This window comes from Hymenobacter daeguensis (genome assembly GCF_054780555.1).
Genome location: NZ_BAAGWC010000006.1, coordinates 82,519 through 98,283, shown reverse-complemented (window position 1 = coordinate 98,283; position 15,765 = coordinate 82,519). Strand labels below are relative to the sequence as shown.

General features: G+C 63.5%; 9 protein-coding genes. 3 read left to right on the top strand and 6 right to left on the bottom strand.

Features of this window, described 5'->3' with window-relative positions; genetic code table 11:
• Nucleotides 1-187 precede the first annotated feature (187 nt).
• The 6 genes from ACYVHT_RS09400 to ACYVHT_RS09375 form a co-directional block, all read right to left on the bottom strand.
• Nucleotides 188-613 carry a carboxypeptidase-like regulatory domain-containing protein gene (locus ACYVHT_RS09400; RefSeq protein ID WP_460550366.1) on the bottom strand — a complete coding sequence of 142 codons (426 nt, stop codon included), beginning with the start codon at nt 611-613 and terminating at the stop codon, nt 188-190.
• Nucleotides 614-836: 223 nt separating this feature from the next.
• Entirely contained in the window at nt 837-1,502 is a 666-nt protein-coding gene (locus ACYVHT_RS09395) for an SdpI family protein (protein WP_460550364.1), read from the bottom strand.
• 33 nt (nt 1,503-1,535) lie between these two features.
• Nucleotides 1,536-1,790, bottom strand: coding sequence for an autorepressor SdpR family transcription factor (locus tag ACYVHT_RS09390; RefSeq protein WP_460550362.1), 255 nt, complete (start codon nt 1,788-1,790; stop codon nt 1,536-1,538).
• Nucleotides 1,791-1,909: 119 nt separating this feature from the next.
• Nucleotides 1,910-2,290 (bottom strand): hypothetical protein, encoded by a 381-nt coding sequence (locus ACYVHT_RS09385; RefSeq protein WP_460550360.1) that lies wholly within the window; start codon nt 2,288-2,290, stop codon nt 1,910-1,912.
• A gap of 30 nt (nt 2,291-2,320) precedes the next feature.
• On the bottom strand, nt 2,321-2,890 hold the full coding sequence (locus tag ACYVHT_RS09380; protein WP_460550358.1) for an RNA polymerase sigma factor: 570 nt from the start codon (nt 2,888-2,890) through the stop codon (nt 2,321-2,323).
• Between the two features lie 230 nt (nt 2,891-3,120).
• Nucleotides 3,121-10,959, bottom strand: a complete 7,839-nt coding sequence (locus tag ACYVHT_RS09375) for a T9SS type A sorting domain-containing protein (protein ID WP_460550356.1) — start codon at nt 10,957-10,959, stop codon at nt 3,121-3,123.
• 357 nt (nt 10,960-11,316) lie between these two features.
• Here ACYVHT_RS09375 and nuoK point away from each other — a divergent pair, with 357 nt between their 5' ends.
• From nuoK to ACYVHT_RS09360, 3 genes are all read left to right on the top strand, one after another.
• Complete coding sequence (gene nuoK / locus ACYVHT_RS09370; protein WP_210521494.1) at nt 11,317-11,661, top strand: NADH-quinone oxidoreductase subunit NuoK; 345 nt, start codon at nt 11,317-11,319, stop codon at nt 11,659-11,661.
• Nucleotides 11,662-11,790: 129 nt separating this feature from the next.
• Nucleotides 11,791-13,743 (top strand): NADH-quinone oxidoreductase subunit L, encoded by a 1,953-nt coding sequence (gene nuoL / locus ACYVHT_RS09365; RefSeq protein WP_460550353.1) that lies wholly within the window; start codon nt 11,791-11,793, stop codon nt 13,741-13,743.
• Nucleotides 13,744-14,257: 514 nt separating this feature from the next.
• Nucleotides 14,258-15,730, top strand: coding sequence for an OmpA family protein (locus tag ACYVHT_RS09360; RefSeq protein ID WP_460550351.1), 1,473 nt, complete (start codon nt 14,258-14,260; stop codon nt 15,728-15,730).
• Nucleotides 15,731-15,765 lie beyond the last annotated feature (35 nt).

Genomic DNA, 15,765 nt, shown 5'->3' with positions numbered 1-15,765 from the left:
ATGAGGCCAGCTACTCGCCGGGCAGCAGGCCGGCAGGATTCGTGCTGGTGCCGGCCGGTGAATTCAGGGCACGAAAAAACCCTGGCCTCAAAGGCCAGGGTTTTCTCAGTGAAAGAAATAGCAGAGCGAAAGGTGTTTGTTACAGAGCTGGCAAAGTGGAGGAGGAAGGGTAGATGCGGATAGATAATTAGTTGGCGGCGCTGCGCAGCAGGTACACCGAGCCCAGGGCCTGGGCCGGAGCCAGGCGCACGGTTTCTTCCTGCAGGCCGCCGAAGCCGCAGGTCAGCTCCACCATCTTGGTGTCGGCGGGTACGCGCAGCTCAAATTCGCCCTCGGAGTTGGTCACTACCACGGTTTTGGTGCCGTGCAGCCACACCGTGGCCCCGGGCAGCGCGCCATCTTTGCCCTGCACCACGCCATGCAACACCTTGGTCCCAACGGGTTTGAGCCCTTCTTCGGGGTCGGCGCTTTCGGTCGTCTCAGGCTTGGGCGCTACGGTGGTGTAAGCGTATTGGGCGCGGCAGGGCAGTGCGGCGCAGAGCAGCCCAAGAGCCGCAATTGCAGAGGTGAGGCGGGAAGCAGTCATGGCGGTTTGCACTGAGGCGATTTTCATTTGGACGATACAAACGTACTCGCATATTGCGATGTTTTGCAAGTTTTTTCAAAAAAAATTCACGTTTTTTCTATGAAAAACGCAAAAATGCAATTTCATTTTTTAATCCAAATTCAATAAAAAAGCCCTCATACGAATCGTATGAGGGCTTTTTGGAAGAGAAAAAGGGAAAACGACGCGGCGCGCTACCAGGACTGGTGCAACTACGCAAAACGGCGGGACTTCAGGTTGTTTTCCGCAGGTGCTCCTCCTGCCGGAAAACCACGTAGGAGTAGGCGTAGCAAAACGCTGCCGTCAGCAGGACCAAGGTGATGAAAGCCAGGTGCATAGAAGCAGCGGGCACCACAAAGGCCAGGCCGGCAATGAGCAGCCCCGACACGCAGAAAACGATTCCGCCCACGCGGTGCGTGCGGGCCCACACCACGGGGTTTTCCAACGTCCAGGGGGTGCGAATGCCCACAAAATAGTTGGGCTGCACCGTGGTGAGGTAGTTGCCCAGCAATGCGAAAAACAAGCCTGCAATCACCATCAGGCCGGGGCCGCTGGTGCTGGCAGGGTGCACGGCGGCGCGCAGGCTGTAGCTGGCCAGCGCACCGAGCAGGGCCACCATGGCCAGGCGCAGCTTCTGGAAGTTGACGCTGTCGGCATCGAGGCGGCGCTTGGGGTCGAGGCGCGGCAGGATGCTGAAAAACAAGGCCGTGCCCAGCGGCAGGCCCAGCGTGAGCAGCCACATATTGGCCCGGTCGGTGTAGCCGTTGGGCTGGCCATCGGTGCCAAAATGCGTGGGTATCTGGGCGGGCAGCTGCGGCCACACGTAAGCCAGGTAGAGCGTTGGCAGCAGCACGGCTGCCAGCGTGAGTAATTGCCAGGGCAACAGGTTCTTTTTCATGACAGAAAGCGGATAAAAGCGGAAAAGGAAAAATCAGGACTTGAACTGGTAAAGCCAGCCCAGCAGCTCGTCAAACACGGTCATGTTCAGGGTATAGACCACAAACTGGCCTTGTTTCTGGCTGGTGACGAGGTCGGCCTGGCGCAGCAGGTCGAGGTGGTGGCTGATGGTGGGCGCGGAGAACTGGAATTGCTCGGCAATGGCCCCGGCCGTGGCCGGGCCGTGGCGCAGCCGCTCCAGGATGGCGCGCCGCGTGGGGTCGTTCAGGGCTTTAAAAAGCGCATTCATTCCGGCGGTTCAATGTTTAGACAAATATCTAAATAAAATTGAAATAAAAAAGCGCAGCCCCCGAAAAAGGAGCTGCGCAGACAAATATATTCGGATAAAATAAGCTAGATAAGCTGCTGTCAGGCAGGTTGCTGGGCCGGGCTTTCGGCCGGCTTGTCGGCGTGGCGGCCCCAGGCGGCGCAGCGGCTGCGCATTTGCTGGCGGAAGTTTTCGCGGGCGTCGGGGCTGAGGTTTTCCATGCGGCCGGCCATGCGCTGCTGCCATTCGCGGCGCTTGCGGGCCCAGGCGGCCGACTTGTTACCGCCCGGCTTGAAGCCGAACAGAATGCGGCTCAGCAGCAGCAGGCCATAGGTCTGGGGCAGGCTGATGACGGGCAGGTGGAACAGCTCGGGCATCAGCCAGTTCCAGAGGGCTTGCGTGACGAAGCCAATGACGACGACGAAAAGCGCAGCAAAAAGAAAAAATCGGAGGCCGCGGAGCAGCCAGAATTTACGGTCCATGATAAAGGCGAAAATAGCGGGGCGGGAAAACTAGTCGGTAAAGAGCTCGGTGTAGAGGGTTTGCAGGCGCTTGCGCAGGTGCAGCACGGCGTAGTGCTTGCGCGAAATCAGCGTTTTGAGCGGTACGCCGGTTTCTTCCTCCATCTCGCGGAAGGTTTTATCCTCCAGCTCGTGCCAGATGAATACCTCGCGCTGGGCCACCGGCAGCTCGGCCAGGGCGTCGCTCAGGGCTTCCATGAGCGTTTCGCGCAGGAGGCGGTTTTCGGGCGAGTCGTCGGGGGCGGGCAGCAGGTCGGCCAGGAGCAGTCCTTCGCCGTCGTCGCTGGCTTCGGCCGCGCCAAAGGCTTCTTCCAGGCTCACCGGGCGCTTGCGGCGGTAGAGGTCGGTGATGCGGTTGCGGGCCACGCGAAAAAGCCAGGCCGCCGCCTGCTCCACGGGTTTGAGCAGCCGGTAGCTTTCCACAAGCTCGGCGAAAACATCCTGCAGGAGGTCTTCGGCCTCAGCTTCGTCGGGAATGCGGCGCCGGATGAACTGCAGCAGGCGCGGGCGCTGCTGGCGCACGGCTTCGGCAATCTGGCGGTCTTGCTGCGAAGCCGACATCGGCAGGAGGGGGGAGGGGAGGGACAGTGCCAAGGGTTCCATTGTAAACAGGCAGACGAATAGCGTGCGGCAATACTTTACGGCCGGCGAACCGGCCGCAAATTCTGCAGAAATTGGCCAACAGCCGGGGCCGCCCACAAGTTGCCAACGGGGCGCGTTCGCCGGACTCAAACGCAAAAGAGCGGCCCCGAAGGAGCCGCTCTTTTGGGTGCATTGGCTGCCGGGAAACCCTAGTCCTGCACCACCAGCCGCTGGGTGAAGCTGCCGCTGCTGGTTAGCACCGTCACCACGTAGGTGCCGGCGGCCAGCGCCCGGCTGGGCCGGATGGTGATGTCCGGCTGGGCAAAGTCAACCGCGTGCTGGCTCACGAGGCGGCCCTGCAGGTCGAACACGCGCACCGAGGCCGGGCCGGCGGGCACGTTTTGAGCCGCCAGGTGGAAGCTGTGGCCCGTGCCGGGGTTGGGATAGAGCGTGAGCGCAGCCGGGCCGCTGCCGAAGCGCACCGTGGCCACCGGGCTGTAGCTGAAGGTGCCGTCGCGGTCCACCATGCGCAGGCGGTAGTAGCTCTGGCCGGCCAGCGGCTGCGTGTCGCGGCTTTCGTAGCTGTGGCGGACGGACGTGGTGCCCTGGGCGGCCACCTGGGTCAGGGTTTCGAAGCGCAGGCCGTTGGCCGAGCGCTGCACCTCAAAATAAGCGCTGTTTTTTTCCGAGGCCGTCGTCCAGGCTACCTGCACGGCGCGGCCGATGGCGGTGGCCGTGAAGGTGGTGAGCTCGACGGGCAGCGGCGCGAGGCCCGACAGCGGGTTGTCCACGGCGTTGGTCGAGGCCAGGGCGAAGAACGAGTTGCCGTTGATAGCCGTGGGCGCCGAGATGGTGTAGCCGCGCGGCGCGGCCGGCGAGTACACCCCGGCGCCGCCGGCGTTGCTCCAGGGGCCGGCATTGCCGGTAGAGCGGGCCACGCGCAGGTTGCCGGGCACGTTCACTTCCTCGTCCACAATACCTTCGGTGTTGAAGCTGAGCTGCACCGTGGGCTGGTTGATGGTGCCTGACAGCAGCTGAATGCGGTAGTAGCGGTTGGCCGAGAGGTTCGACAGCGAGTTGTCGGTGGTGCCGCCGGGGGCACCGTTGAAAATCTCCACCAGCACCACCGGGCTCGTGGAGGCGGCCTGCGGCTGAATGGTGACGGGGCGGAAGCGCCCGCCCAGGCCCACCGGAAACTCGCGGCTGGCGGCTGCCGCATCGGGCAGGCTCATGGCCAGGCGGCCGCTCACGTAGGCCGACAGGCCGGTGCCCACGATGGGCTGCGTGGCGGTGTTGGTGAGGCGCAGCGTGTTGCTGGTGCCCGTCACCACCAGGCCATTGCTGAGGGTGAGGAGGTTGGCCACCGTCACGTCGGTGCTGCCGCTGAGGGTGAGGGTGCCCGTGCCGCTTTTCTGGAGGTTATAGAAAACGGGGTCGCCGGTCACGGTGCGGCTGGCCGCCGCCAGGAAGCGCACCGTGCTGGTGCCGCCATTGAACGTGCCGCCCGCGTTCGAGAAATTGCCCTGCAGCTGCACGGTGCTGGCGCCGGCCGCAAACGTGCCACCGCTGGTGTTGGCAAAGTTGCCGCCAATGCGCAGGGTATTGGCATTGTTCACGGCGAAGCTGCCCAGGTTGGTGAAGTCGCTGGCTACCGTCACGTCGCCCACGGCCGCCTGGAAATTGGCCCCGGCGGCGTTGGTGAAGGTGTCATTGACGGTCAGGCTGCCGTCGCCGGCCCGGAACGTGCCGCTGTTGACGAACGTCGTGCCCACCGCGAGCGGACCCGGCCCCGCGTTGGCGTTGTAAGTTCCGGCGTTGCCGAAAGCCGTGCCCACGCTCACCGCGCCGCTGCCGTTGCGCACGGTGCCGGTGCTGGTGTTGGTGAATGCCGTGCCGGTGCTCACCGTGCCGCTGCCAATGGCCAGCTGGCCCGAGTTCAGCACGAAGGCCTGCGTGCTCAGGCTGCCTTCGCTCAGGTCGAGCGTGCCGCCGAGGGTGGCCCCGCCGGTGGTCGAGGTCAGGGTCAGGTTCTGGCTGGTGGGGTTGAGCACGGTGGTGCCGGCCGCCACCGTCAGGGCGCCGTTGATGGTGAGGTCGAGGTTGCTGAGCTGCTTGGTGTTGCCGCCCGTGAACTGCAGGTTGTTGTAGGTGTCGCGCGCCGGCAGTTGCACCGCGCCCGTGTAGTTCACGGTGCCGCCCGTGCCGCCGGCCATGAAGTCGGCGTAGTTGCCGGCCGGAAACAGCGACGAGCCAATGCGCAGCGTGCCCGTGCCGGCCACGGTGTTGAAGTTGTTGGCACCGTTGGTGCCCAGGTCCAGCGCGCCCTGCAGGCTCAGGTTGGCCGCGCCCCGGCCGGGACCGTTCGACTTAATCAGGTGGCCGGGCAGAATCACCACCGGGTTGGCTAGGGTAGGGAAGGTGGTGGGCAAGACCGAAGAGTCGGTGCCGTCGGCATTGAACGTCCAGGCGTTGGCGTCGTCCCAGTCGGCGCCACCGGCCAGGCCGGCCGTAGTGTTGCGGCTGTAGAAAGTGGGCACGGTGCCGAACTCGCTGCTTTCGCCGCCCGTGTAGTCGCCGTCGAAGTAGTTCACATCGGCCAGGGTCAGGGTGTTGGCCGTTGGGTTCACCGCGCCGGAAATGCCATTAACAGGTGTCCAGGAACCATTCAGGAAGCGGCCCAGCACGTAGCTGGCCTCGGTCCCGTTCACGTCGTTGCCCGCCGAAGCGTCCACGTAGGTAAATACCTGCGTCACGGTGGGGGCGCTGAACCCGGTGCTGCTCAGCTTCCAGTAGTAGCCCAGCTCGCGGGGCAGCGGGTTGGTGGTCGAAGGATGCGCCGTGTTGATGGGCCGCGCCGTGAGCGTGCCCGCCGCGGCGTTGGCCGTCACGTTGAGGCGCACCGGCGTGTATTTGCCGGCCACGCCAATGGGGAAAGTGAAGTCCGACTGGCCGCTGGGGTACGACTTGCGCACGCCCAAATCGGCCACGATGCCGTTGGTCCGGATGCAGCGCCCGGCGCCAAACGTGCCGGCCACGGCCGCAGCGGCCGGGTTGCTCAGCCACAGCAGGTTCGAGCCAATGCTGAGCGCGCCGCTGCTGAGGGTGAGCACGCCGGCAATTTCCTGGTTGGCGGTGGTGGTGGCGCCCGTTGCGTTGTTCAGCACCACGTTGCCGAAGCGGCCGGCGCCGCTGCCGCCCACGCTCTGGGTGGTGCTGCCGCCCAGCGTCAGGCTGCCGCCGGTGGCGCTGGTGTGGGTCGCCGAGTTCAGCACGTCGCCGAGGGCCGTGATGGTCTGGCCGTTGTCGGCCAGGGTGCCCTTGCTGAGCGTGAGGGTGCCGGCTACGCGGGCATTGCGCCCGGGCTGCAGCGTCAGGGCGCCGTTGGGCTGGGCGTTGTTCAGCACAAGGTTACCAAACACCGTGAGGTTGGCCGCGCCCGTGCCCGTGAGCTCCTGCGCCGCCAGGCCGCCGGTGAAGGTCGTGGTCTGAGCCGCCGTGCCGGGGCGGAAGCCGCCGGCCGTCAGGCTGGTGCTGGTCGAGGCGTTGTTGTTAATCAGGCTCTGGCCAATGTTCAGTCCGAGGCCGTTGGCGTTGAAGAAAGCATTGTCGTTGCCAATGGTCAGCGAGCCTTTCAGGGCGAGGGCGCTGGTGCCGGCCAGCTGGCCGGTGTTCTGGCTGGTGCCATTGGCACCGGCTTCCACGCGCAGGTCGTAGAGCGGCACCGACGAATCGACGGTCACCGTCACGTTGCCCGCGCCGGCGGCCAGGTTGCCGAGCACCACCGTGCCGGCCGTCACCACCGTCGAGTCGGGCCGCAGAAACAGGTCGGCAATCAGCGCCGGGTTCTGGTTCGAGCGCCGCAGCGCCAGCGTGCCGCCCGTGAGGCGGAAAATGCTGCCCGCGCCCTGCACCTCAAACACGCCGCGCTCCCTGTTGCCCGTCGCGCCGGCTCCGAAGCCGCCAATTTCCACCGTGCCGCCGCTCTGGTCGAAGCGCAGCGCCCCGTTGGTGTTCGCCGTGGGGCGGCGCACCTGGCCGTTCACGTAGAGCATGCCGCTGCCGCTCACGCGCACCGTGGGCGCGCCGGCGCTGGCGTATTCCAGGTCGTTGCCCGCGCCGGTGGTGGCCGTGCCCACGCTCAGCGTGCCCTGCAGCACGCGCAGCTGGCCGGCCAGCTGCAGGTCGGCCGCGTCGTCGCTGGCCGTGGCCACGGTCACGCTGGCGCCGGCGGCGTCCACCGTCAGGCCGGCTTTTTCGTTGATGACGTAGGCGCTGGCCGCGTCGTGCACCGTGAGGGTGCTGCCGGGCCGGGCGTAGCGCAGGGTGCCATTGGCAAGGGTGAGCCAGCTGCTGCCGGGCGTGGTGAGCGTGCCGGCCACGTCCACCGTAAGGGTGGGCGCCTGGCTGGTGCCCTTGTCCACGGCCAGCGTGAAAAGGCGGGTGGCAGCGCCCGCGGCGGTGCCGGTCAGGCTGGCATTCTGCGGGCCGGTGAAGGCGAGGCTGGCCCGCTGCGCTCCGGCCGCGCCAAAGTCCAGCGTGCCGTCGTTCGTGAGCGAGCCGCCCACCAGCAGAGCGTTGGGCAGGGTAGTGGCTGCGCCTGCGCCGTTCACATCGAACGTAGCCCCCGCGCTCACGGCCACGTTGCCGCCCACGGTCAGGGTGCGGCTGGTGCCGTTGGCGTAGCGCAGCGCGCCGGTTTGCACCGCCAGCAGCGAGTCGATGGTCAGGTTGCCGGCCGCGCCGCCGCTGAGCAGCACTTCGCCGCCGTAGGCAGCCGCGGTGCCGGTTTTCAGCTGCGCATATACGCGCAGGTCCTGGTTGGGCAGGCTCACCTGGGTGCCGGCCCCGGCATTCAGCCACAGGCTTTTATAAGAAGCGAGGGGCAGGCTGGTAAACGACGCGGTGGGCAGCGTGAAGCTCTGGCTGCCCGTGGTGTAATACTCCACCGTGCCGCCGTTGGGCTGCAGAAACGCGCCGAAGTCGCCGCCCGGAAACTGGGCCGTGGCCGCCGCCGAGCTGATGCGCAGGCGGCCCGCGCCGCTGGCCGTGGCATCGGGCAGCGCGCCGAAGTTGTGGCCGGTCAGGGTCTGCACGTCCAGCGTCGCGCCCCGGTCAATCACCAGCGAGCCCGAGCGGGCGTTGTTGGCCGTCACGGTCACGGTATGAAACAGGCCAGCGCTGGCCGAGCCAATGAAAACCGGGTTGCCCGGCCCGGGCACCGACGAAGCCGCCGCGCCCGTGAAGCCCGCCGTGCTCCAGGGCGTGGTGGCGGGGTTGGCATCTTCCCAGCTGCCGTTGCGGGTCGAGTAATAAGCCGTCACCGCGCCGAAAGCGGCCGGTTCGCCGGCCGTAAACTCGCCATCGGTCTGGCTCAGGCCGGGAAACTGAATGACCGAAGTCGAGGCGCTTTTCACCACCTGGCTCACGTTGCTGCTGCTGGTCCAGGTCACGGGCAGGTAGCGGCCGGGCACGTAGCTGGCCAGCGTGCCGGCGGCATCGCTGTTCAGCATGGTGAAGCTGGCGCTGATGCTGCCGCCCGGAATGGGGCCAAAGTCGATGCTGCGCACTTTCCAGTAGTAGGCCAGCGAGTTGGTGCTGGTCACGAAGGGGTTGCGCGTATTGGTCGGGCTCACGCTCACCTTGCCGTACAGGGGCAGCGCGGCGTTGAGGGCGATGGTGGCCGGGGTGTATTTGGCCCCCGTGCCCACCGGGAAGGTGAAGGAGTCGGCCCCGCCGTAGGTTTTGCGGAGGCCCAGGTCGCTCTGGTTGCCGGCCGTCCGAATCATGCGCTGGCTCGAGAATCCGCCGGTGCCCGCCACCACCGCGTTGGGGCTGATGCTGGTGAGCGACAGGCGGTTGGAGCCGATGTTCAGCACGTGGTTGCTTTGCAGCGTGAGCACGCTGGCCACGCCCTGGTTGGCCGTGAGGGTAGCCGCCACCGCGCCCGCCGCCGCCGTGCTGTTGATGGTCAGGTTGCCGAATACGCCGTTGCCGTTGCCGCTGATGACCTGCCCGCCCGGGCCGGCCAGCACAATGGCGCCCGTGCCGCCGCCGCTGGTGTGCGAGGCCGAGTTCACCACGTTGCCCAGCACGTTCACGGTTTTGCTGCCATCGTTCAGCACCCCATTCAGCAGGCTCAGGGTATTGGTTACGGTGAAGGTCGTGGCCGTGCCGTCGAGCGACAGCGTACCCGCCGACTTGTCCACCGTCAGGTTATAAAACGTGTTCAGCGTCGAGCCGATGCTGCCGTTGTTGGTCAGCAGCTGGTCCTGGCCGCCGCTGAAGCGCGTGGTATTCGTGGTGGGCAGGTAGGTGCAGCCCGTGCCAATGGTGAGCGTACCCTGCACGTTCACATCCTGCGAGTTGGCATCGAGCGTGGCCGGGTTGGCGCCGTTGATGGTGAAGTTGTTGAGCACCGTGAGCGGCTGGGCCGTGGTAGTGGCGCCGCTGCTGTAGGCAGGCGTCACGCCCACGGCATCGAGCACTGCTTTGCTGGTGCCGCCGGCCGTGGGCTTGCTCACGCTCAGGTTCCAGAGCGGGGCCGTGCTGAGGATTTTGCAGTTCGTGTTCGTATTGGGCAGCAGCAGCTCAATGGTGCCGCCGGTCACGGTCGCGTTGTCGGGGTTCACCCCAATGTGGAACAAGCCGCTGCTGTTCTGCGGGTTCTGCACCCGAATGGTGCCGCCCGTCATGCGAAACGACTGGGTTTTATACGGGTGTGAGAACCGGGCGTAGCTGCCGTCCGAGCCCGTGCCGCTGCATTCAAACACGCCGCCCGTAATCGTAAACGAGCCCCGGTGGCTGGCCGATGTGTTCGACGGGCGGAATTTCTCCACCACCGTCGTGCCGCCCTCAATCAGCAGTTGCCCGTCTTCCCGAATCACCGTGCCCTCGGCCCCCAAGCTCTCGAAGCGCCCCGCGCTGATGCGGAACGTGCCATAGGCCACCAGCGCGCCGGTGTTGTTGTTGCGCACGGTAGCGCCCGCAATCCACAGGCAGGGACTGTTGCTCACCGTGCCCAAGTCGTAGTTGGCGCTGGCATTGCTCAAACGCGGCAGGTCAATATTTGCGCCCAGCTTAGCCGTGCCGTTGTTGATTATCAAAAGGTTATTGGCCGCCGCCATGTTCAGGCGCAGGTTGCCGCCCGCCGGCGTCGTGGCCGTCGAAGTCACGCTTAGCGTGGCGGTGCTGCCCGTGCCTTTGTCAACCTGCAGCTGGCTGAGGTCGGTGGGGCCGTTGCAGGCCAGCGTGGCATCGGCATTGCCAATGAACTTAAGCAGGCAGCGCTGGCTGTCAGTGCCATTGCGCAGCGCCACGGTGCCGTTGTTGATGAGGCTGCCGCTCACGTTCAGGGTGTGCGCGCCATCCACGGCGGTCACGCCCAGCGTCGTACCCGCGCCCACCGTAATGTCGCCAAGCACGCTGAGGGTGCGGTTGGTGGTGGCGGTCTGGCCCATGGTCAGGGCCACGGCGGCGCTGCCGGTGCTGCGGGCCAGCGTCAGGCTGCCCATCAGGCTCAGCGCGTTTGCATTAAACTGCGCGGCGAAGGCCGTGCCCGAAGTATTGAGCAGGCGCAGGTTGTTGTATTGCCCGGAGCCTGGCTGCGGCAGGGTGCCCGTCGGGCCCGCCCAGTTGTAAAACTCCACGGTGCCGGTATTGGGGTCGTCGAAGTCGTTGGCGGCCACGCCGGGGAAGTAAGCCCGGCCCACGCGCAGCGTGCCCTGGCCCGCCAGTCGCGTGAGGGTGCTGGTGAAGCCCGCCGTGGCGCCCAGGTCCAGCGAGCCGCCCCGCTGAATGATAACCGTGAGGCTCGTCGTGCTCACGTCGGCCGTCAGGTTCAGCACGAAGCTGTTGGTAATCACTGCAATGTCGCCGTTGCCCGGCACCCGCCCGTTCAGGCTGGTAGAGCCGGTGGGGTCGGTGGTCCAGGTGGCCGGGTTGTTCCAGTTACCACTGGTGCCCCCGCCATTAAACGTATAATAGCTAACCTGTGCCGTAGCGGCAAAACCAGCCATGGTTAGCAGGAAAAGTAGAAGTATTTTTTTCATGTGGAAAGGAATTGGGTAAATAAAATGCAATATGACTTTTTGGTAAATTATTCCCGGATTATTTGTGAATGACCTTTTTTTAAGTGTTGACGAGCATATTTATGCTAATTTCTCCCAAAGATATAATCATGCCTGTATTGGATAAAAACAAAAATTACCATTGCAGGCAATAGTTATGCAAAAAATGAAATTTGTATAATTTATAGAATCTGGCTTGTTCGCAATGCTTCGGCGCAAGCCGTGGCGATTCCCGCAGTAAAGTGCCCGATTAATGGCCCGAATTATGGTTTTTCAGGATACCTTTGCCTACTTAAAAGCAATCGGGCCGTGTTGTCCGCTTTTCCGTTGCCGCCTCGTATGGACCCAACCGTTTCCCAGACCATCCCCGAAGTCATTCGGACCGTTCCGCTTCAGTATTACGTTTTCTTCGCCTCGGCCCTGTTTGCCATCGGCGTTACGGGCGTGCTGGTGCGGCGCAATGCCATCATCATCTTCATGTGCGTCGAGCTGATGCTCAACGCGGTGAATATTCTGCTGACGGCCTTTTCGGCTTACCGCTCCGACCCCAACGGGCAGGTTTTCGTGTTCTTCATCATGGCCGTGGCCGCGGCCGAAGTCTCGGTAGGACTGGGCATCATCGTTATGATTTACCGCAACTTCCAGACCACTGACGTCAACCTGCTCAGCCGGTTGAAGTGGTAATCCTCTTTGGTCATCCTGAGCGAAGCGCCGGACCTTATCACTACCGAACAAGTCGTTCCTACCGGATATGGCCCTGCGCTGCGCTCAGGATGACTGCCTTTTCAGCATCGCGAGCATAGCCTAATACCAATGCAAGAAACCGTTCTCCCCGGCGCCAACGCCCCGTATTCCACGTTTCTCTACGTCCTGATTCCGCTGCTGCCCTTCCTGGGCTTCCTCATCAACGGCCTGCTGAACAAGAAGCTCTCCGGCACCGTGGCCGGCATCATCGGCAGCGCCACCGTGCTGGGCTCGTTCCTGATTTCGGTGATGCTGTTTATGAACTTCCAGTACCAGTACACGGTGCAGCTGTTCGACTGGATTTCGGTGGGCTCGCTCCAGATTCCTTTCCAGTACCAGATTGACCAGCTCAGCCTGATTATGCTGCTGCTGGTGACGGGCGTGGGCTTCCTGATTCACGTCTACAGCATCGGCTACATGCACCACGACGAGAACGTGGGTAAGTTTTTTAGCTTTCTGAACCTGTTCATTTTCAGCATGCTGCTGCTGGTGATGGGCAGCAACTTCGTCATCCTGTTCATTGGCTGGGAAGGCGTGGGCTTGTGCTCCTACCTGCTCATCGGCTTCTGGAACAAGAATACCAGCTACAACAACGCCGCCAAAAAAGCCTTCATCATCAACCGCGTGGGCGACCTGGGCTTCCTGCTCGGCATCTTCCTGATTTACCTCACCTTCAACTCGGTGCAGTACGCCGAGGTGTTCCAGAAAGCCTCGCTGGGCCAGTTCGGGCCGTATGGCGTGGGCGTCTGCACGTTCATTACGCTGCTGCTGTTTGTGGGCGCCATGGGCAAGTCGGCGCAGCTGCCGCTCTATACTTGGCTGCCCGACGCCATGGCCGGCCCCACGCCGGTATCGGCCCTCATCCACGCCGCCACCATGGTCACGGCGGGCATCTACATGGTGCTGCGGGCCAACGTGCTGTTCACCCTCGCGCCGCACACGCTGGAGGTGGTGGCCATTGTGGGCGCGGCCACGGCGCTGTTTGCGGCCACCATTGGCCTGGCGCAGAACGACATCAAGAAAGTGCTGGCTTACTCCACGGTGTCGCAGCTGGGCTATATGTTCCTGGCGCTGGGCGTGATGGGCTACTCCACGGCCCTGTTCCATGTGCTGACGCATGCCTTCTTCAAGGCGCTGATGTTCCTCGGGGCTGGCTCCGTGATTCATGCCATGAGCAACGAGCAGGACCTGCGCCGCATGGGCGGCCTGCGCAAGGCGCTGCCCATCACGTTTGTCACCTTCCTCATCGGCTGCCTGGCCATTTCGGGCATCCCGCCGTTCTCGGGCTTCTTCTCGAAAGATGAAATCCTGGCGCATGCCTTTGAGCACAACAAAGTGCTGTGGGCCATGGGCCTGCTCACGGCGTTCCTGACGGCGTTCTACATGTTCCGCTTGTTGTTCCTGGCCTTCTTCGGCGAGTTCCGGGGCACCGAGGAGCAGAAGCACCACCTGCACGAGTCGCCCGCTTCGATGACGTTTCCGCTCATCGTGCTGGCTGTGCTGGCGGCCGTGGGCGGCTTCATGGGTGCGCCCATGTTCACCGGCCATCACCACTACCTGGCCGAGTACCTGGCCCCGATTTTTACTTACTCGCAGCGCCTGATGCCCGAGGCTTTCGCGGCCGAACTGCCCGCCAGCACCGAATACATGCTCATGGGCCTGTCGGTGGGCGTGGGCGTGCTGGGCATTGTGCTGGCCTATGTGATGTACGTGGCCCGCGCCACGCGCCCGGCCGAGGACGAAGCCCAGCGCTCGGCTCCCGAAAGCCTGGTGTACCACAAATACTACATCGATGAGCTATACAACGCGGTGTTTGTGAAGCCGGTAATGGCCCTGTCGACCGGCCTCTACAAGTTTGTGGAAAACGGCGTTATCAATCCCGTGGTAGGGGTGTTTGGTCGGGTCGTGAACGGCGGCGGCCAGCTGCTGCGCTACGTGCAGACCGGTGCCGTGGAAACCTACCTAATTCTGATGGTGGTGGGCATTGTGCTGATTCTGGGGCTGAATTTCGGCCGTTTCTAAGCAGCTTTTTCCGCCCAGCCCGGCAAAGGCACCGATAGAAAAGCCGTCCGCACACTGTGCGGACGGCTTTTTTGCTGTATCCGCTTGGCAGGTAGCTCAGGCGAAGAGCTGCTGCCCGATGGTTTATACTAATGGAATAAAATTATATAAATAATTGCTTATGAATTCGGTCAGAATTATTGAATGAGCAAATTATGAAGCCAATATTTTAAAATCTCTTAGCAGCGTGTCTAATCAGACAGTTAGCTCAGCGGTGGGGTAGGGGTAATGTTTCCATAACAACTTTTCTGAATAAAAAAAGTATAGCCCCACATAATTGCAAGTTTTTCAACGAACAAGCGACTTTACCTAACTATTCCCACCAACACCTATGTTTCTAAAACCTCAACTCCTAAATGGACTTGCGGCGACGGCACTCATGCTTGGCATGGCGGCGCCTAATGCGCAGGCTCAGACTCCCGATAGAAAAACGGCCCTCAGCGGCAACGTTGGCCTATTGCAGTACCGTGGCAACATGGGTTCCGACTTCTGGAACCGCTCCGGCAACGACCTGATGGTGGGCGGCGGCGGCGCCATCACGCGCTACCTGTCGCCTTCGTTCGACGTGGCCCTGCTCGGGTACTATGAAACCTACAAGTTCAGCAGCGAGCTGCGGGCGGGCGAGAACTTCGACGCCCGCATCGGCATGGTGGATTTGGGGATTAAGCTGAAGCTGAACAACGGTAAGATTCTGAAAGAAGAGTCCTTCATTCAGCCTTACCTGATGGGCGGCGGCGGCTTCTTCCTGTCCAATAGCTCGGGCCGCGCCAATGGCCAGAACTTTGGCATCAACCAGATTCGCCGGCCTGAGTTGTTTGGCCAGGCTGGCCTGCGCTTCCGCCTCAGCGAAGTGGTTTCGCTCGACCTGACCACCAGCTACCACTACCCCTTCACGGAGCGGGTAGATAACCTGTACGGTCCCGTAACCCCGGCCGATAAGCTCTACGACCGGTTCCTGTTGCACCAGGCCGGCATCACGGTGGCGCTGGGCAAAATGAAGGACGAGGATAAGGACGGCGTATCGGACAAGAAGGATAAATGCCCCGGCACCCCGGCCGGCGTGGCCGTGGACCCCAACGGCTGCCCGCTCGATAAGGACGGCGATGGCGTTCCGGATTACCAGGACAAGTGCCCCGACGTGAAAGGCGTGGCCGCCCTGCAGGGCTGCCCCGACCGCGACGGCGACGGTGTGACCGATGCCGACGATGCCTGCCCCGACACCCCCGGCAAGCCCGAGCTGAAAGGCTGCCCCGATGCCGACAACGACGGCGTGATTGACCAGAACGACAAGTGCCCCGGCACCCCGGCTGGCGTGAGCGTGGATGCCAACGGCTGCCCGCTTGACCGCGACGGCGACGGCGTGCCCGACTATCAGGACCGCTGCCCCAACCGCCCCGGCCCGGCCTCGAACAAAGGCTGCCCCGAGATTAAGGCTGAGGCCAAGAAGCGCCTGCAGGAAGCCACGAAGTTCATCAACTTCGAGTTCAACAAGGCCGTGCTGCTCCCCAGCTCGTACCCGACCCTGAAAGACCTCGCCGCCCTCATGGCCGAATACCCGGACTACACCATGAGCATTGCCGGCCACACCGATAGCAAAGGTGCCGACGACTACAACCTGCGCCTCTCGTATGACCGTGCTGCCTCGGCCCGCACCTACATGCTGAGCCAGGGCGTCCCGGCCGACCGCATCGAATCGCGCGGCTACGGCGAAACCAAGCCCATTGCCGACAACGCGACCAAAGCCGGCCAGGCCCTGAACCGTCGCGTCGACTTCGACCTCTACCTCACCGGCGAGCCCAACTCGGCCGAAGTGAAGTACGGCCCGGCTCCCACCATCACGGAGCTGCAGAAGACGCCCGAAGGCCGCCCCACCGCCGGTAAGGCTCCGGTGAAGAAGGCCCCCGCCAAAAAGGCCCCGGCTCGCAAGGCGCCCGCCAAGCGGAAGTAAGCCACCCGGCTGCCGAAGCAAAAAAGGCCCGCTCG